Here is a 17,561-nt window from a genome sequence, read left to right on the forward strand (position 1 = left end):
CTAACTGATAGCTGTCGCGTTATAACCAACAGAGGCAAGGTATGGAAACCAGGCAATTGAACTAAAGGGAACAGCCCCTCTGTTTTGCATCGAGAGATGCCACATCAGATAGAAAGCTTGAAGGAAACAACCTGACAATGCAGTTACAAACCAAAGTCCTGGCTGTTACTGCAATCGTCTTTTTAGGCCATTTTGTGACCGTGGAGTATATGGGTCACCGGCAGGTTGAGTCTCAAGTCGTCGAAAATATCCGCGACCACGCCCGGACCATTCGCGGCATGCTGATGTCTTTGCGAAATGTCTACCAAAGGCATTTTCTTACCCACAATATCCCCATTGATGAAAAAACCCTGGGGTTTCTCCCGGCCCACTCTATCAGCCGAATTTCCAAAGAGTTCAAAAAATGGGTGGACTCCGGCCTGACCTTCAACAATGTCTCTGATCGCCCGAGAAACCCCAATAACAAGGCGGATATGATTGAGATGGAGGCTATCCGCCACTTTCAGGACAACCCGGAGGAAAAAGAGAGGATGGTTCCCTATGACGGACCCAACGGTGAACCCTTCTACCATTTTTCCCAACCGATCTGGGTCAAGCCCCACTGTTTGAAATGCCACGGCAAACAAGAGGAAGCCCCCCCCAGTATCAGAGAGAAGTACGGCTTGGCTTACGATTACGAACTCGGTGATCTGCGGGGTGTAATGAGCATCAAACTGCCCGGAACGATTGTCGAAGAGCGGGTGGCCGCCCAAACACGCCAGAATATCATCAGCCACTCCATCGGATTCATCCTCACATTCCTGATCCTCTCATGGTTACTCAGGCAGACCATCATCAAACGGATCGGCAAGCTGAAAAATGCCGCCCTGCAACTGGCACAGGGAAACTATGCAGTATCCGCATCCATGCCAGGAGAGGATGAGATCTCCCATGTTGCAGCGGCATTCAACGAGATGGCTGAAAAGATTGGTCTGCGGGAACGCGCGCTGACCACCCAAAAATCCATGTATGCCGCACTTTCACAGACCAACAAAACCATCATACGGCTCCACTCACCTGAACAACTGTTCGAAAAAGTCTGCCGTATTGCAGTAGAGCTTGGTGGCCTGAAATTCGCCTGGATTGGTCTGGTAAACATTCGCACCAGCTCGGTGGAACCCATCGCAAGCGCCGGCGATGATGTTTCATGCCTCGCACAAACCGAGTTTTCCCTGGACCCCGATCACACCAAGGGAAGCGGACCTCTCTCCATTTCGATCAATGAGCGACGGCATGTGATTATCAACAATCTGCATGAAAGCACCATAACCGCTCCATGGCAGGATCTGGCCCAGAAAGCGCATATCCATTCAGCCGCCATCTTTCCCATCACGATGAATAAGAAAGTGATAGGCACCTTCTGTGTCTATTCCGGGGAGAGCGAATTCTTCAATGCCGATATTGTTGACCTCCTGCAGGAGATGACCTCCGACATCTCCTTTGCCATTGGTAACTATAAGCAGGCTAAGGAGCACGAACAGGCCCATAAAAAACTTTCGGAGTCCTCTGCTGAACTTGAAAAAATAAACAGCCAGATGCGTCTGTTGCTGGAGTCGACAGGCGAAGGGATATACGGCATTGACACCAAGGGAAACGTCACCTTCGTCAACCAGTCCGCGCTCAAAATGCTTGGATTCTCACGAGAAGAGTTGTTGGGAGGTGATATTCACGCATTGACACACCACACTTATGCGGACGGCACGACTCTCCCCATCGGGGAGTGCTCAATCCATGAAGCATTCCGCACCGGCCTATCCTGCCAGATCAACAACGAGGTTTTCTGGCGCAAGAACGGCACCTCCTTCCCTGTCGAGTATTCGGCCTATCCGATCAATGAAGGGGGAGAGGTCAAAGGCGCCGTAACCGTCTTTCGCGATGTCACCGAAAGCCATGCAATCGCCCAGCAGATGAATTTTCTGGCAACCCACGATACCCTCACCAACCTGCTGAATCGTTACTCGTTTGAAAAACATCTCAGCCTGGCCTTCAACAATGCGCAAAGCGGTGACGTGGATTATGCGCTCTGTTACATGGACCTTGACCAGTTCAAGGTGGTTAATGACACCTGCGGGCATGTCGCCGGTGACGCACTGCTACAGATGGTCTCACGCCTGCTGCAACAAACCATCAGGCACAGTGATATTCTGTCACGGCTCGGCGGCGATGAGTTTGGCCTGCTGCTTGAGGACTGCCCGATGGAACAAGCTATTCGACTGGCCAACAAAATCTGTGAAAACGTAAAGGATTTCCGTTTCTCATGGCAGGACAAGACATTCACCATCGGCATGAGCATCGGCATCGTCAGCATCAATCATGAAAGCGAGGGTCCGGAAAGCGCTCTGAGTGCAGCGGATGCCGCCTGCTATGTCGCCAAAGATCTGGGACGAAACCGGGTGCATGTGCATAGAAGCCATGATGATGAAACCATTCGCAGACAGGGAGAGATGCAGTGGGTCTCCAGAATTCAGCGCGCAATCGAAGAGAAGCGGCTCTGCCTCTACCAACAACCCATCGTTCCTCTTGATGACGATGAAGAGGCCGGGCAACATTTCGAGATTCTGCTGCGAATGACAGATGAAGACGGCCGGATGGTGCCTCCTGGTGCCTTTATTCCCGCAGCAGAAAGATACAACCTGATGCCGACTCTGGATCGCTGGGTAATCGATACAACCTTCCAGTGGCTGGCTGATAATCCAACCCGGATAGCAGATATTGAGCTCTGCGCCATAAACCTCTCCGGGCAGTCGCTGGGAGACGACAGCCTCCCTGGATATATCACTGACAGACTCAGCCACTACAACCTGGATGCCAACACCATCTGTTTTGAGGTGACCGAGACGGCCGCCGTCAGCCGTTTGGACCAAGCCATCCATTTTATCACCCATCTGAAACACATCGGCTGCCGTTTTGCGCTGGATGATTTCGGCACTGGCATGTCCTCATTCGCCTATCTGAAAAACATGCCGGTGGACTATCTCAAGATCGACGGCAGCTTCGTCAAGGATATTGCGGATGACCCGATAGACCGGGCGATGGTGGAATCCATCAGCGAGATCGGCCACCTGATGGGGCTCGAAACCATCGGGGAATATGTGGAGAACGACACCATCCGGAAGATCCTGAGCAGCATCGGCGTCGACTACGCTCAGGGTTTTGGCATTGCAAAACCTCAGCCACTGACCATACTCGACGAAAACTGAACGACAAAAATCATCAGCCCGGCAGAGAGATGCCCGTCACCTTTTTATAGAGTGAAACGGCATATGAATCGGTCATGCCGCCGACGAAATCAGTCAAACGCAGCAGCCGGGTGTAAGCATCTTCCGCCGGCTTTCTATCGGGGCCGATAAACTGATCCGGCACCAGAAGAATCATCATCTTGCTACGGGAACTCGCCTGCAGGCCATGCTCGGCAACATCATCCACTACCTGAATAAAGCGCTCCAGCAATTCGCTGATCACCTGAAAACCCGCAACCTCAATCTCAATCACCTCTGGCGCGTTGTAGATCTTCTCAATCGCCACCTCGATCAACTGGTTCATCTCCTCCCGCTTGGGTATAAGACTCAGGAGGGGCTGGTCGAATCTGCCGGCCAGGATGTCATCTTCAGAATCCAGAAAACAGCTCATCGACTGACCGATCGCCTGATTGATCACCTTGGCGCGCAGAAACTCAATTTTCTCCTTGTTTCCACTGATGCCACGCAGCCGTTTCTCCTGCCGCTCAGGTTCAGAAAGCACCTGCAGGAAAAGCCCCAGTGCCTCATCAAAGGTAAGGTGTCCCAAACGGTAACCATCTTCAATATCGATCACCCGATAGCAGATGTCGTCCGCCGCTTCCACCAGAAAAGCCAGTGGATGGCGGTGCCAGATCGCCAATATGGGATCCCGTCTTATCAGCCCTGTATTCTCCACCACGGTTTCAAACAGTACCCGATCCGCGGCGGTAAAACCCGGTTTTTTGGCACTGACCCCATCAAAGCGTCCTTTGCCGATACAGGATTCACGGGGATATTTACTGAATGCCGCCAAGGTGGCGCTCGTCAACTGCAGGCCACCGGGATTGTCACGGTTCTGTAAACGTGAAAGCACACGAAAACCCTGGGCATTACCTTCAAAGTTGAGGAAATCCTCCCGCTGACTGCCATGCAGTACCCCAACCCGCCCTTTGCCGTAATCCGCCGTCTCGGCCCACAGACGGATCGCATCCTCGCCTGAGTGGCCGAAAGGCGGATTGCCGATATCATGGGCCAGACAGGCCGCAGCGCATATATCACCAAAATCGGAAGCCTCGGCAGAGGCCAAATCATGACGGGTTATAATCTGCTCGCCAACCAAAGTTCCCAGAGAACGGCCCACACTGGAAGATTCCAGACTATGAGTCAGACGGGTCCTGACATAGTCAATCTTCGACAGCGGAAAGATCTGCGTTTTGTCCTGCATACGCCGGAAGGCGGAGGAGAAAACAATCCGATCGAGGTCCCGCTGATAGTCGGTGCGGGCAGTCGTCTCGGAGGGCTCATCGTCTGATCCCAGGCGTTTGCGGGAGAGCAGTTGCGGCCAGTTCATCGCCATTCTAGCCTCTATTCCCAGCCAATGACTTCGTAACCACGCTCACTCAGGCAACGCTGCACAAAGCGCTTGAAGGTGGGATTGAGTTCCGCCGACTGAAAGGCTCCGCCGACAGCTCCCGTTGCCGCACCTGCTGCCGCGCCCGCGACTGCCCGCTCTCCCGCATCACCGCGAAACAGCCCCCACACACCAGAAGCAATACCGCCGACAGCAGCGCCTTTGGCAGCCTTCTTTCCAACCTCACCATCCTGGTTCTCACTCACGCCGGAATCCCGGGCCAAAGCCATGCAGGCCTCGGCATCCTGTTCCGACTGACTCTTTCCCACAGTTTTCATGTGATCATTGGGATAGAAGACCGGACGTTTTGGTCCCGATGCACATCCGGCCAGCATCAAAACAAGGACAACAGACATGGCAAGCATTGCTGGCCGAAATGATTGCATTCTTCTCATCAGAGCAGGTCCCTATGGGGGGTCAGGAAAATTCAAGGAGATAGTGAAATATACTGGAACACGGCACAAGTCGCCATCAATGCAGATTCTATCCGGCTTCTCACCGGCTGTGTCAGGAGAACTGGAATATGGCACAATGCCGCAGAATTTATCCAACAACGAGTGACTCTCTCATGAACTCCGTTCGCACGAAATTTCTGCTGTTATCCCTTTTGCTGAGCGCGGGTTGCTCCACCGTCTACTACGACACCATGGAAAAAGTGGGCGTCCACAAACGTGACATTCTCGTAGACCGGGTGGAGTCAGCCCGCGATGCCCAGACTGAGGCCCAGGAGCAGTTCAAATCGGCCCTGGAACAGTTCGCCTCTGTCATCAAAGTTGAAGAGACCGACCTCAAATCAGCCTATGAAAAACTGAATGACGAATTCGAAGAGAGCCAGTCCGCCGCAGATGACGTCTCCAGTCGTATCGATAAAGTCGAGTCGGTGGCAGACGCCCTCTTCGAAGAGTGGCAGGAGGAGCTGGATCTCTATCAGAATAAAAACCTCAAAGCCGCCAGCGCCAAAAAAATGCGGGCCACCAAAAAGCGCTACGGCCAGATGCTCAAATCGATGCTTCAGGCCGAAAAGACCATGCAGCCAATCCTCGACAGCTTTCAAGACAACGTGCTTTTTCTCAAACACAACCTGAATGCACAGGCCATCGGAGCCCTGCGTGGCGAGTTCAGCAATCTGAAGTCCGATATCGGAAAGCTTATCAAGCGGATGAACCAATCCATAGCGCGCTCGAACAGTTTCATCGAGTCACTTCAGCAGCCTTAACGCCCAAGTTCGCAGGTTTCTAAACACCTTCTCTTCATCAACAACGGAGTTCGGCCATAATGGAACTCTCAAACATCAAGCAGATTGAAGACGCCACCCGTTTCGGCCGTCCCGAAATCTTCCGTCTCGGCATCGGCATCATATTCATCGCAGGTGTGATGCTCTTTACCGATTTCCGCTTTGGTAATACCACCGACAATACCATGTTGATCGTGGCAGCGATGATCGGCGGTTATATGGCGATGAACATCGGAGCCAACGACGTTGCCAACAATGTCGGGCCGGCGGTGGGTTCAAAGGCGCTGACACTGACCGGCGCTATCTTACTTGCCGTAATCTTCGAGGGAGCAGGGGCACTGATCGCCGGCGGCGATGTGGTGGACACGATCAGGAAGGGCATTATCGACCCCTCCCTGATTGCCGACAGGGACACCTTCATCTGGATTATGATGGCGGCTCTGCTGGCCGGAGCAGTCTGGCTCAACATCGCCACTGCAATGGGTGCACCTGTCTCCACCACCCACTCCATCGTCGGCGGCGTACTGGGTGCGGGCATTGCCGCTGGCGGGATCGATATCGCCAACTGGAACAAGGTGGCAGCCATCTCCGCCAGCTGGGTCATCTCCCCGGTTCTGGGTGGCCTGATCGCCGCTGGTTTCCTCTACCTCATCAAACGTACGATAACCTACCAGAGCGATATGGCCCGTGCCGCCAAAAGAATGGTGCCACTGCTGGTCGCACTTATGGTGATGGCCTTCTCAACCTATCTCATACTCAAAGGGTTGAAGAAAGTCTGGAGGATTGATTTCCAGACGGCCGCGATGACTGGTCTTTTCTTTGCGACTGCGATCTATCTGCTTGTCCGTCCTGTCATCGAAAAAACCGCAGACCGCCTGCCTAACAGCAAAGTCGGCGTTAACAGTCTATTCACAGCCCCTCTGATCTTCGCTGCCGCCCTGCTCAGCTTCGCCCACGGCGCCAATGATGTTGCCAATGCAGTTGGGCCGCTTGCAGCCATCAACGAGGCAATTTCCGGATCCAGAATTGTCCAAAAGGCTGCAGTTCCTCTCTGGGTAATGATGGTAGGCGCTTTCGGTATCGCCTTGGGACTGGCGCTCTATGGCCCTAGGCTGATCAAGACAGTGGGTTCCGAAATCACAGAACTGGACCAGATGCGGGCCTTCTGCATCGCCATGGCGGCCGCCATCACGGTCATCATCGCCACCCAGTTTGGTCTGCCGGTGAGTTCTACCCATATTGCCGTCGGTGCGGTATTCGGCGTCGGCTTTCTACGAGAGTTTCTGAAGGCCACCTATGCCCGTACGATGGAAGAGATCATGAGCCATCACGATGGACAGGACCAAGTGGTCGTTGAGGCGTTTCTTGATGAATTCAGCCGCGCCTCGACCAACCGCAAGGGAGAGATGCTGGCACAGCTCAAGGCACACTCCGCCGAAGCCGACCTCACCAAGAAAGAGCGAAAAGGCCTGCGCAAGATCTATCGTCAGCAACTTGTCAAACGATCAGCCCTGTTAAAGATCCTCGCAGCCTGGTTGATTACCGTGCCGGTATCCGGCTTGTTGGCCGCCGCACTCTTCTACGCTATCAGGGGCTTTATGCTTCCTTAATTGTTCGACCCATCTCCGAAATCAACAGCCGTCGGGTCTGCTTTTTCCACCACGTCATCCGGCGGGGGAAATCTTTTCACCAATCCGTTGGGCAGCTCAGCCCTGGCAGCCATGAATATGCCACTGGACTCCAACACAAAGCAGACCATCACTGTGAGCAGGGCAGGTACGATTGCGACACGAAAGAAGGCGTCCGCCATGATCGCACCTTTACTGTCCCCGGAAGTTGCCATTGCGGTCAAACCGATGATGGCGCCGGTAACCACATATCCGACCAATAGAATTTTGGTGCGGCTCGCCGCCAGCCGCCAATGAGCAGCCACGAACCAGGGATCTTGCTTCTCCGCCCTGCTCGCACGAATCCAGAAAAACACGATAATCAGCAGTGAAACCGAGAGCGGTATCAGCAATCCCGGTTTGCCCATGAAGACAAATGAAGCGGGAGCAGCCAGCAGATGAATTCCAGCCAGGTTCAGCATGAAAATATCATGGGGGTTTTTGGCCCGCTTACGAACAGACTCATCGATCTCGAACAGCATAAGCCCTCTCAGATTTACCGGGTGTTCCAGACAGGAAACAAGATGAATTCTGCATGATGACACAAGTATCGTCGTTGATATTACGCAACCTGCGACTGTTCGCCAGGCACGTTTGCCGCTTTTCGCAAAAAGCCTATTGACCTGCCTCCAAAAACCCTTAAACTACCGCGCTTCTTCTTCGGAGCGGTAGTTCAGTTGGTTAGAATACCGGCCTGTCACGCCGGGGGTCGCGGGTTCGAGTCCCGTCCGCTCCGCCATTTTCCCTCTCCGGGTTAAGCCAACTGAAGCCCGATAAAAACCAATTCCCAAAATCACTCCGCCAAGCCAAGTGGATCATTAGGATTTATACCTTCCATGAACGGGTATTTCCGCTCCTGATGAGTGACCTGGTAAACCTTGCCGATCCAGTTACCCAAGACTGCCTCAGCAGTATCGTGCCAGGTATTGTGGATGGAATCGCTGATCAACGATTCCGGAAACTCAGGTAGCTCGCCTCCCTCGCCGAGTGCAGTCAACAGGCGGTCATGATATTCGCAGAGAATCGCCTTGTCTCTAGCATGTAGATAGTTGTCGGGAAAGGGGGGGAAATCCACCCTTTCACCAGCAATAAAGTGCTTCACTTCACGCTTGTACTCTTTAAAAAGGCTGATGGTGTCATACTCGGGATGACCCTGAAAATAGACCACGCGAAAGCCATCCTCACTGACAGCGAGATGCACCCCACCTTCATCACTCTCTACAAGCACTTTCAAACCAGACGCATCGAACTGATCGCGGGTTATCTCATTGAAGCGGGAGTGAGGGACATCGAACAGGGTGTTGACGTCGTTGACCAACGGATGAGTGCGGTCGACCACCTTGTGGCCATACACGCCCCAAAGCTTGTCTCCCATATGCCGCCGTTTCTGACCATGACGAAACTCCATCACCGCATGGGTTGCCAGACATGAACAGAGCATGGATGTGACATTTTCGTGAGCCCAGTCGACCACCTCAATCAACGGCTTCCAGAACGGCTCCTGAGAGAGGTTGGGATGAGTGACGTTGGCTCCGGTAATAATCAGGGCATCCAACCCATCTTCCTTTAGCTGCTCGAAAGATTCATAGTACTGCCCGATATGTTCACGGGCCTTTTCATCCCGGGGCAATCCTTCCAGTGTAAAGGGATGAATATAGAACTGCGCAATCTGATTCGCCTCTCCAACGAGACGAAAAAACTGCCGTTCAGTGGCACCAAGCGCTGCATCCGGCATCATATTGAGCAGGCCGATGTGCAGTTCCCGGATGTACTGTTTCGCCGCGCGTTCGGGGGGTAAAACCGTCTGGCCTTCCTGCTGCAGGCGCTGGAAGGTTGGCAGTGATGAGTGTGCGACCAATGGCATGAAGGACTCCTCAAACACTGGGTGGATTTCGTTCAATCACACTTTCAAGCATGACCAAAAAATCATCGACATTCTGGACCTGAGCAAGCTCGTCCGTGGTTACTGTGTAGCCATAACCCTGTGCAATCGCCTCATACCGGGGAATGCGGCTACGAAACAGTTTGGGAAAGACCCAGCGAACGAATTTAATGGGTTCGATCATCGCCACGTAGGGCAGATCCTGTTCCTGCAAGTAGAGATCGAGCTGCTCATCGAGAAAGTTCTCCCGATAGTAAAGTGGCTTGGGATCACGCACAGCCCGCTCGATCAGCGCTGTCTCGTCACGCTCCGAGGCCCGAATGTAGAGTATCATCGTATGCTCGGAGAGCAGTTCAATGATGCCAGGTTCATCCAACTCACACAGGCTGCCCCCTACATCGTTGATGAAATGGCGATACCCATAAATCCGTTGTGCCTTGCGGATAAACCCTGGCACATCCCTCATGGCCGCAATCTCCGCCTCGCGATGCAGATTCTGCCGCCGTTTGAATTCACGCAGCGGCATACCGCCAAGTTCAGGGTTACCCAGCATACCCAGAAAGATCGAAACCGGTTTGAGATGATCGACAGTGATATTATTGCGAATATAGATAGAGTCGGAACGAAGCAGATCCCGCAACACAGGCACCTGCATCGCCTGCTCCTTGATATGATCGAGGATCGGCTCATCCAGATAATGGGTGCCAATCCGGTAATCTCCCGAATAGTGAAACCAGTCACTGTCACGCAGGATGTTGGACAGACGCGTCTTTCCAACGCCTGACATCCCCATCAGCGTCACGCACTTGTGCTCCCATGCCCGGAAGTCACCTACACTCAGTTTCACTGCTACCACACTCCTAAAGAAATCCGGCTTGATGCCGATACCCAGCTAGTCGATCGATTCTACGAGGGTAGACGAAGGGTGCCAAGCTGAGAACGCTTCACTGTGCCTTATATTTTCGCCTGAGAAACCCGATTACCCCGTTTCAACCTCGATCATCCGGCCGTTTACTACAAATTTGACCGCAACAGGATTTCACATGAGCCAATTGGAGTTAAGTGACCTCAGCGTCATCCTTGTCGAGCCTTCGTTGACCCAGAGGCATATCATCGATGGCTATCTTTCTGACTTGGGCATCTCCAAGATTGAAACCTTAGAATCCGGTGAAGCAGCTCTGGAGGCCATGCGCCGCACCCCGCCAGACCTTGTCATCAGCACGCTCTACCTGCCCGATATGACAGGGACTGACCTTGTCACCACGATGCGTAGCGAACCACTACTCGTGGATACAGCCTATATCCTGATCTCCAGCGAAACCCGGTTCCGCTTTCTGGACCCGATTCGCCAGGCAGGCGCAATCGCCATTCTTCCCAAGCCCTTTTCGGAAGATGACCTGAATATTGCCTTGAAATCCACTGTCGACTATATCGAAACACCCGAAATCCATCTCGACAATATCGATACCGAATCGTTAAGAATTTTAGTGGTGGATGACAGCCAGATGGCGCGAAACCATATTCGCAGGCTGTTGGAAGCCATGGGCATGGAGCAGATCACCGAGGCGGAGAATGGTTCCGAGGGAGCACAACTGGTCAATGACCACTATTTCGACCTCGTCATCACCGACTACAATATGCCGGAGATGAATGGACAGGAGTTTATCGACTATATCCGAAACAACAGCTTACAGCCGACCATTCCCATTTTAATGATCACGAGCGAGTCGAACCAGAGCCGTCTTGCTGCGGTGCAGCAATCAGGCGTTTCCGCCATCTGCGACAAACCTTTCGAACCCGTCATTCTCAAACGCTATCTGGAGAAAACGCTGGCAGATGATAATAACTGAAAATTGCGGGGAATTCTGCTAAGGCATTGTAAAATAATATAAATATGAGATCATCCACCTGTTCCTTCCTGCAAATGTTATTTTTGTAACAAGTGAAATTTACCCTGAATCCAGCCTTCCATTAACAGAAAGTCACAGTATCGTTGTTTGATTGTGAAAAGGTCACATGGCCAACACCTGATTTGTGACTTTAATTCTGATAGGGTATTGCCTGAAACCGCCCATCAGGTAGAGTTGGGTTTGCACTACTTTTCAATGAGTTGGCAATGAGGTTAGACTAAGATATGCCCCAGGTTCTAATCATCGATGATCAATCCATCAGCCGGATGATTCTGGAGGAGCTCACCCGCTCAATCGAACCGGATGTCACCACACAATCCTTTGCCGACCCCGTCTCTGCGCTGGAGTGGGCCAAACACAACGAGTTCGATCTTGTCATTACCGATTTCAAAATGCCGCAGATGGATGGCGTGGAGTTTATCCAGTGGCTGAGAAAAATCCCCTCCTGCAGTGATATCCCCGTTGTGATCATCACCTGCGTCGAAGATAAGTCGGTGCGATATCGTGCACTCGAGTCAGGCGCAACCGACTTTCTTACAAAGCCGATTGACCATACCGAATGCAGAGCCAGGTGCCACAATCTGCTGACAATTCGTCGTCAACAGCAGATTATCAAGGATCGCGCCTCCTGGCTGGAACGGGAGATCAGGGATACCACCGAGGAGTTGCATCTGCGCGAGCAGGAGACTCTACTGCGTTTGGCGAAAGCAGGGGAGTTCCGCGATCAGGAAACCGGGAATCATGTACTGAGAATGTCTCAATACAGCGAGATCATTGCCGAAGAGATCGGCATGTCCAAGGATGAGTGTCATCTGATCCGGCACGCCGCACCCATGCACGATATCGGAAAAATCGCCATCCCGGACGCGATCCTGCGCAAGACAGGCACTTTGGCAGCCGATGAGTGGCAGATCATGCAGAGCCACTCACAGGCAGGGCATGATATCTTATGTGAGAGCCCTTCCAAATATCTGCAGATGGGCGCAATTATAGCCCTCCATCATCATGAGCATTTCGATGGTAGCGGCTATCCATACGGAAAAAAAGGAGATAAAATCCCAATAGAGGCACGCATCGTAGCTGTTGCCGATGTTTTCGATGCCTTGATTTCGGAAAGACCTTACAAGCGGGCATGGAGCGTAAACGAGGCATTGGCCTATCTGAAGCAGGAGAAAGGCCGCCATTTCGACCCAGACTGTCTGGGGGCATTTCTCACACGCTTTGGGAGAGTCATTGAGATTCACGACTCACTCGACGATGCTCCAAAACAGGCCACAGGCTTAGGAGCCTCTGAATGAGACTGGGTATGCAGAGTTGTGAGACACAATTTTACGATGCGAGGCGGAAATTACGGGCAATAGGCGGCCTATTACCCAAATTATTAACGCAGCAGATGGGAATTAATTCAATGATTCCATGCACCTCTGCCCTTCGAGGCTGGCATGAGAAACGGCTCCCGACCGTTTTTTGGGCCACAAGACTGCCGTCCATACCTCGTTCAGCAGCTCCTTAGCGCCAAGGAAAGCAATATGCAAAATCAGCCCACCTTCCACGGCAGACGTCCTTTCGGTTTCAATCAATTCCCCGATTTTGAAATCGAGCATTCAGGCATTCGCCTGCTGGTCGCCCTACCGATTTTCTCCTGGCTGGTTATTCAAACCTACCTCAGCCACACAGGTTCCGAACTGTCTCCACCGTTAATTCTTGCAACTGGTTACGTTGTTTTTGCCGCCACCATGTTGCTCTTTATTATTAACGACCCACACCCCTCGTCTTCCCGGCGGATTGCCGGCATCATTGCCGATGTTGCCTTTCTCTCCTGCCTCACTTTTTTCAGCGGCAAAAATGGTCTGTTTCTGCTATTTCTCTATCCACTGCTCATCAGTAGCAATGGATTTCGGTTTGGCGCCTCCTATCTCTACTTCACCCTCTCAGTCAGTATTCTCGGTCTCGGTGCCGCACTGATTACGAGCACCTTCTGGTCTCAGCATCTGTTACAGGGAATGGGCGCTTTAGCTGGAATAACTGGCGTCTCTCTCTACCTCGCATCTATCATTAAGGCTGTGGGAAGCGATAGCTGGGGTCCATTGGATTCTGAAGAGATCACCACGAAAGAAGTACTTCCGGAGACTCCACAAGATACAGGCATCGAGAGTGCCCAGGATGCCGTGGATCTGGCATTCCCTTTCACAGAATCCGCATTGGAAGCGGAATCAGGTGCACACAGCAATAATCGCAAGGTACTACTGCTTTCCAGGAATCCGACCAATGCGGAGCACCTCAGCACCTATCTCAAAGACTGGAATCATGCGTTCGAGACGAGTCAGAACAGCATGCAGGCCTTCAACCGATTGATGGTGAACGCCGACACCCAAGACGATCAACCCTTTGATATCCTGTTGGTTGATCATCGTCAGTTGGAAATGGATCCCCTACAAATTGCTGCGGCCATTTCCGAAGAGCCAGCGCTGGCCAATACTTCACTGTTTTTCCTTGGCCCAAAACAGCCTGAGCAATATCGCCAACAACTTCTCCAGGCTGGCTACTCACAGATCCTTGAGACACCACTCAATAAATCCATTCTGTTCGCGGCCCTGCGTGCCAACCCGGAAATTCAGGATAGTGAAAAGAGCGTTGTCAGCCTGATCAGTCGACTTAATCTCAAAGCCTGCTCTCTCCCCCCGCAAGAGATCCTGGTTGCCGAAAATAATCCAGTCGACCGGAGCAGCATCGAACGCGCGTTAAAGCAGGAGGGCCATCGGGTCTACGCGGTAGAAAATGGTGAACAGGCGCTGGATGCACTCGAGAGCCACCATTTCGATCTTGCGATTGTCAATCTCTCCATGCCGGTCATGAGCGGCATTCAGGTCATTAAACTCCACCATTTCACCCACTCCATGCGCAGATGGATGCCGTTTGTAGTAATAACAGACGAGAATTCCCCCGCAACAATCAGAGAGTGCGAAAGTGCTGAAGCCGATGCCTGCATCTTCAAACCCATTCAACAAAACGAGTTGGTTAAAACAGTTACTGCAGTTATCTCGTCTGATCAGGAAAAAACCAGAGAAAGTACAACTGTGACACCTGAAGACGGCGTCACCACCCGTTTCCACAATGCTGACACACTGGATGTCAGCGTTCTGAAAAATCTCGAAATACTCGGGAACGATCCGCAGTTCATCTCCAATTTGATTACAACCTTCACTCTCGATAGCGAAAGAACCCTGCAACAGATGGATCAGGCCCTTGCCGATAACGACAGTGAACTCTTTAAAGACCTCGCTCATCTGTTCGTAGACAGCGCAGGACACCTGGGGGCATTCGCACTCTATGAATACAGCCTCAGCGCATCACGTATACTGCCTTCTGAATTCGACGCCCATGGTGCCAACATCCTGCAGGAGATGCGCGCCACCTTCACCCGCACCAGTGACGCACTCATGAGATTTCTCTCCAAGGACGATGAAACCAGCTCCTATCTCAGCTAACCCTTCGGTCGCTGATTAATGCCAAAACGACAGATTGACCCAAAAGTTCAGCCATTTGGTTCGGACGCACTGAAACTGACAGAAAAAAGACTCAACCGTTTTTTTACCCGTGAGTATCAGGAACAGTTGGAGAATCCTGAAAAAATCTCCGAGAAATTAATCCAAATCGCCTCTCATGGCCCCATGTGGGAAACCACAAGTCATCTGATGGCACAGCATTACGACGCGTCAGAAGCTTTTTTTCGCAGTTTTCTGGATAGCGAATACCTGGCCTATTCCATGGCGTTCTACAGCGAAAACGGCGCTACAGCCGCGACGATAGAAATATCATTGGAAGAGGCGCAGAGAAGTAAATTCAAAGCCATCTGCAAACGAGCAGGACTCCAGGGTGATGAACAGATTCTGAACATCGGCTGCGGATTCGGCTCTTTCGAGCGTTACCTGATAGAAAACTATCCGCAACTTCAGATTACATCGATCACAGCCAGCACAACACAGAGCAGCTATATCAACAATGCAAGAAACAATCCTGCACATCCCCTTTCATCAAAACGTTTCAAACTCATCACGGGTGATTTCGCAGATCTCACCGAAGAGACGCTTGGGATTGGAAAATTTGACAGGGTTTTCTCCATTGGTGTTCTTGAACATGCAAGAAATCTCGCGGAGTTATTTAAAAAAATAGCTATTCTGACCAAACCTGGCGGCTACGCGTTCCACCATCTGATTGCGTCCCGCATCCCTATCCCCCGTTTCCTTACCCCAGAAAAAACACTGATTGGAGACTATTTTCCAGGGGGGAGAATCTGGCCTTACGACCTGATAGCCAAACAAGAAAGTGGTTTCTCCCTGGAACAGGGCTGGTTTGTCAATGGGATGAACTACTGGCGCACGCTGAATCAGTGGCACGAACGTTTCTGGAAAAACATGGATAGCGTCAGCCAAGATGAGCTTTCAACGGACGATATCCTGTACTGGAACAACTACTTCTCCCTTTGCAAAGCCTGCTTTGCCCCGATGGAAGGTGAAGTATTCGGCAATGGCCAGTTTCTCTTCAAGAAGACCTGAGACGCACCTGCATCATTTGTTACTGAAAGACACGCACTGCCAACACCGCGTTCAACCCACCAAAAGCGAAAGAGTTGCTGAGTGCTGCATCAATGGACCCAAACCTCACTTCATTGGGCACATAATCCAGATCGCATCCATCACCTGCTTCAGTAAAATTTACTGTTGGTGGTATGAACCCCTCCTTCACAGATAATACTGTCGCCACCAATTCAATCCCACCCGCAGCACCCAGCGCATGTCCATGCATCGATTTCGTTGAACTCACTGCTAAAGAAGCGGCGTTTTCCTTGAAGACCTTGCTGATCGCTGCCGTTTCCGTAACATCATTTGCCTGGGTCGCAGTACCGTGGGCATTGATGTATTGCACATCCGCCGGACTCAATTGCGCATCCTGCAGGCACAACCCGATAGTTCTTGCCGCTCCATCCACGGAAGGGTCAGTAATATGCCCCGCATCCGATGACATGCCAAAACCCGCTAATTCAGCATAGATGTCTGCATCTCTTGCCTTTGCGTGACGTTCTGATTCAAGAACAAGGATACCTGCCCCTTCCCCGAGCACCATGCCGGATCTGTCCTTGGAAAATGGTCTGCATGTATCTTTTGACATCACCCGCAGCATATCCCAGGACTTTAACAGCCCACAGGTAAATGGCGCATCAGTGCCACCCGCGATTGCAACATCAACCAAACCATGCCGTATCATCAACGCTGCCTGAGCAATTGCATGTCCAGACGAGGAACAGGCGCTTGTTACGGAAAACACTGGCCCTTTGATCTTCATTTGCAGACTGACTTGGCTTGCTGCCGCACTCGGCATCCCTCTCGGTATCGTCAGTGGATGTACCCGTGATCGCCCATCACGATAGAGCTGGGAATAGGTGGCCTCATCCGTCTCCTTTCCACCGCAACCTGTACCGATAATCGCAGCAGCATTCTCATATTGCCCGGCGGTTAACCCAGAATCATTCAAGGCTTCTTTTGTTGCAATCAAGGCAAACTGCGAAAAACGATCGAGATAGGGCAATAGTGCCTCATCGAGATAGTCGGCCGCATTAAAATGGGGTACTTGGGCACCAATAACCACCCGCAAACCACTGCAGTCTATTTTTTCGAGATTACGAATCCCGGCAGTTCCCGCAAGCAATGCCGAACGAAACGGCTCAACGCCCACACCAAGCGCGGAAACAGATCCCAATCCGGTAATAACAATACGTTCGCCCACGGGACTTACTTATCCGCGAGCAGGCTGCTGATGCCGTCCACGATGTCGCCAACCGTTTCCAGTTTTTCAAGTTCAGCATTAGGTATCTCGACGTCGAAGGCCTCCTCGACCTCATAGACAATCGTGATTGCATCCAGTGAGGAGACACCTAAATCCTGAAGACGTGATTCACGTTTTATGCTGGCTGTATTCAGCTGCTTTTGAGTGGCGATCGCCGATATTACGACCGTTTCAATATCCAGACTCATCTTTCTGATAACCTTTACTATTACCAACCATATGCGAATTAGAGGCCATGATCGAAAAATGCCTCAATATCGTGTCCTGAAACACCACTTCGAAGAAATGCAAAACAAATATGAATTAAATATTTCACATCGAAATGCAGAATAAATATTGTTGTTCGTTATAATATC

Annotated in this window: 14 protein-coding genes and 1 tRNA gene; 8 read left to right on the forward strand and 7 right to left on the reverse strand. The window is 51.8% G+C overall.

Annotation, left to right across the window (positions count from 1 at the left end; translation table 11 throughout):
- Window positions 1-137 precede the first annotated feature (137 nt).
- A complete protein-coding gene (locus HPY30_02020; protein QYZ64877.1) occupies window positions 138-3,239 on the forward strand; it encodes an EAL domain-containing protein in 3,102 nt (1,033 codons plus the stop codon).
- A 13-nt stretch (window positions 3,240-3,252) separates the two neighbouring features.
- Here the strand turns inward: HPY30_02020 and dgt are convergent, their stop codons facing one another.
- Entirely contained in the window at window positions 3,253-4,608 is a 1,356-nt protein-coding gene (dgt, locus tag HPY30_02025) for a dNTP triphosphohydrolase (GenBank protein ID QYZ67867.1), read from the reverse strand.
- A 14-nt stretch (window positions 4,609-4,622) separates the two neighbouring features.
- On the reverse strand, window positions 4,623-5,063 hold the full coding sequence (locus tag HPY30_02030) for a glycine zipper family protein (GenBank protein ID QYZ64878.1): 441 nt from the start codon (window positions 5,061-5,063) through the stop codon (window positions 4,623-4,625).
- Window positions 5,064-5,314: 251 nt separating this feature from the next.
- On the opposite strand from HPY30_02030, the gene HPY30_02035 reads away from it, so the two are divergent.
- The gene (locus tag HPY30_02035; protein QYZ67868.1) at window positions 5,315-5,884 is read left to right on the forward strand and encodes a DUF2959 domain-containing protein; all 570 of its coding nucleotides are present in this window, start codon (window positions 5,315-5,317) and stop codon (window positions 5,882-5,884) included.
- 59 nt (window positions 5,885-5,943) lie between these two features.
- Entirely contained in the window at window positions 5,944-7,512 is a 1,569-nt protein-coding gene (locus tag HPY30_02040; protein ID QYZ64879.1) for an inorganic phosphate transporter, read from the forward strand.
- Here the strand turns inward: HPY30_02040 and HPY30_02045 are convergent.
- Window positions 7,509-8,051 (reverse strand): hypothetical protein, encoded by a 543-nt coding sequence (locus tag HPY30_02045; protein ID QYZ64880.1) that lies wholly within the window; start codon window positions 8,049-8,051, stop codon window positions 7,509-7,511. The two genes, HPY30_02040 and HPY30_02045, sit on opposite strands and share 4 nt — an antisense overlap.
- Before the next feature lie 180 nt (window positions 8,052-8,231).
- On the opposite strand from HPY30_02045, the gene HPY30_02050 reads away from it, so the two are divergent.
- Window positions 8,232-8,308 (forward strand) — tRNA-Asp (locus HPY30_02050).
- Window positions 8,309-8,362: 54 nt separating this feature from the next.
- Here HPY30_02050 and HPY30_02055 read toward each other — a convergent pair.
- Window positions 8,363-9,433 carry a homoserine O-succinyltransferase gene (locus HPY30_02055; protein ID QYZ64881.1) on the reverse strand — a complete coding sequence of 357 codons (1,071 nt, stop codon included), beginning with the start codon at window positions 9,431-9,433 and terminating at the stop codon, window positions 8,363-8,365.
- Window positions 9,434-9,443: 10 nt separating this feature from the next.
- Window positions 9,444-10,298: an ATPase gene (locus tag HPY30_02060; protein QYZ64882.1), complete on the reverse strand. Its 855-nt coding sequence runs from the start codon at window positions 10,296-10,298 to the stop codon at window positions 9,444-9,446.
- 196 nt (window positions 10,299-10,494) lie between these two features.
- On the opposite strand from HPY30_02060, the gene HPY30_02065 reads away from it, so the two are divergent.
- The 4 genes from HPY30_02065 (at window position 10,495) to HPY30_02080 (ending at window position 15,917) form a co-directional block, all read left to right on the forward strand.
- On the forward strand, window positions 10,495-11,301 hold the full coding sequence (locus HPY30_02065; GenBank protein QYZ64883.1) for a response regulator: 807 nt from the start codon (window positions 10,495-10,497) through the stop codon (window positions 11,299-11,301).
- 284 nt (window positions 11,302-11,585) lie between these two features.
- A complete protein-coding gene (locus HPY30_02070) occupies window positions 11,586-12,659 on the forward strand; it encodes a response regulator (GenBank protein QYZ64884.1) in 1,074 nt (357 codons plus the stop codon).
- A 231-nt stretch (window positions 12,660-12,890) separates the two neighbouring features.
- Window positions 12,891-14,849 carry a response regulator gene (locus tag HPY30_02075; GenBank protein ID QYZ64885.1) on the forward strand — a complete coding sequence of 653 codons (1,959 nt, stop codon included), beginning with the start codon at window positions 12,891-12,893 and terminating at the stop codon, window positions 14,847-14,849.
- 207 nt (window positions 14,850-15,056) lie between these two features.
- Complete coding sequence (locus HPY30_02080; protein ID QYZ67869.1) at window positions 15,057-15,917, forward strand: methyltransferase domain-containing protein; 861 nt, start codon at window positions 15,057-15,059, stop codon at window positions 15,915-15,917.
- A 19-nt stretch (window positions 15,918-15,936) separates the two neighbouring features.
- Here HPY30_02080 and HPY30_02085 read toward each other — a convergent pair whose 3' ends face one another.
- Window positions 15,937-17,145 (reverse strand): beta-ketoacyl-[acyl-carrier-protein] synthase family protein, encoded by a 1,209-nt coding sequence (locus HPY30_02085; protein QYZ64886.1) that lies wholly within the window; start codon window positions 17,143-17,145, stop codon window positions 15,937-15,939.
- 5 nt (window positions 17,146-17,150) lie between these two features.
- Window positions 17,151-17,393, reverse strand: a complete 243-nt coding sequence (locus tag HPY30_02090; GenBank protein ID QYZ64887.1) for an acyl carrier protein — start codon at window positions 17,391-17,393, stop codon at window positions 17,151-17,153.
- Window positions 17,394-17,561: the final 168 nt, after the last annotated feature.

The sequence above is a fragment of the Gammaproteobacteria bacterium (ex Lamellibrachia satsuma) genome (assembly GCA_019623805.1).
GTDB lineage: Bacteria > Pseudomonadota > Gammaproteobacteria > Chromatiales > Chromatiaceae > QGON01.

Excerpts from the sequence above, each read along its gene's own strand:
- HPY30_02070 (QYZ64884.1), top strand. The coding sequence starts at position 11,586 with ATGCCCCAGGTTCTAATCATCGATGATCAATCCATCAGCCGGATGATT.
- HPY30_02030 (QYZ64878.1), bottom strand. The coding sequence starts at position 5,063 with ATGAGAAGAATGCAATCATTTCGGCCAGCAATGCTTGCCATGTCTGTT.
- HPY30_02035 (QYZ67868.1), top strand. The coding sequence starts at position 5,315 with ATGGAAAAAGTGGGCGTCCACAAACGTGACATTCTCGTAGACCGGGTG.
- HPY30_02055 (QYZ64881.1), bottom strand. The coding sequence starts at position 9,433 with ATGCCATTGGTCGCACACTCATCACTGCCAACCTTCCAGCGCCTGCAG.
- HPY30_02065 (QYZ64883.1), top strand. The coding sequence starts at position 10,495 with ATGAGCCAATTGGAGTTAAGTGACCTCAGCGTCATCCTTGTCGAGCCT.
- HPY30_02040 (QYZ64879.1), top strand. The coding sequence starts at position 5,944 with ATGGAACTCTCAAACATCAAGCAGATTGAAGACGCCACCCGTTTCGGC.
- HPY30_02090 (QYZ64887.1), bottom strand. The coding sequence starts at position 17,393 with ATGAGTCTGGATATTGAAACGGTCGTAATATCGGCGATCGCCACTCAA.
- HPY30_02080 (QYZ67869.1), top strand. The coding sequence starts at position 15,057 with ATGGCACAGCATTACGACGCGTCAGAAGCTTTTTTTCGCAGTTTTCTG.
- HPY30_02045 (QYZ64880.1), bottom strand. The coding sequence starts at position 8,051 with ATGCTGTTCGAGATCGATGAGTCTGTTCGTAAGCGGGCCAAAAACCCC.
- HPY30_02075 (QYZ64885.1), top strand. The coding sequence starts at position 12,891 with ATGCAAAATCAGCCCACCTTCCACGGCAGACGTCCTTTCGGTTTCAAT.
- dgt (QYZ67867.1), bottom strand. The coding sequence starts at position 4,608 with ATGAACTGGCCGCAACTGCTCTCCCGCAAACGCCTGGGATCAGACGAT.
- HPY30_02020 (QYZ64877.1), top strand. The coding sequence starts at position 138 with ATGCAGTTACAAACCAAAGTCCTGGCTGTTACTGCAATCGTCTTTTTA.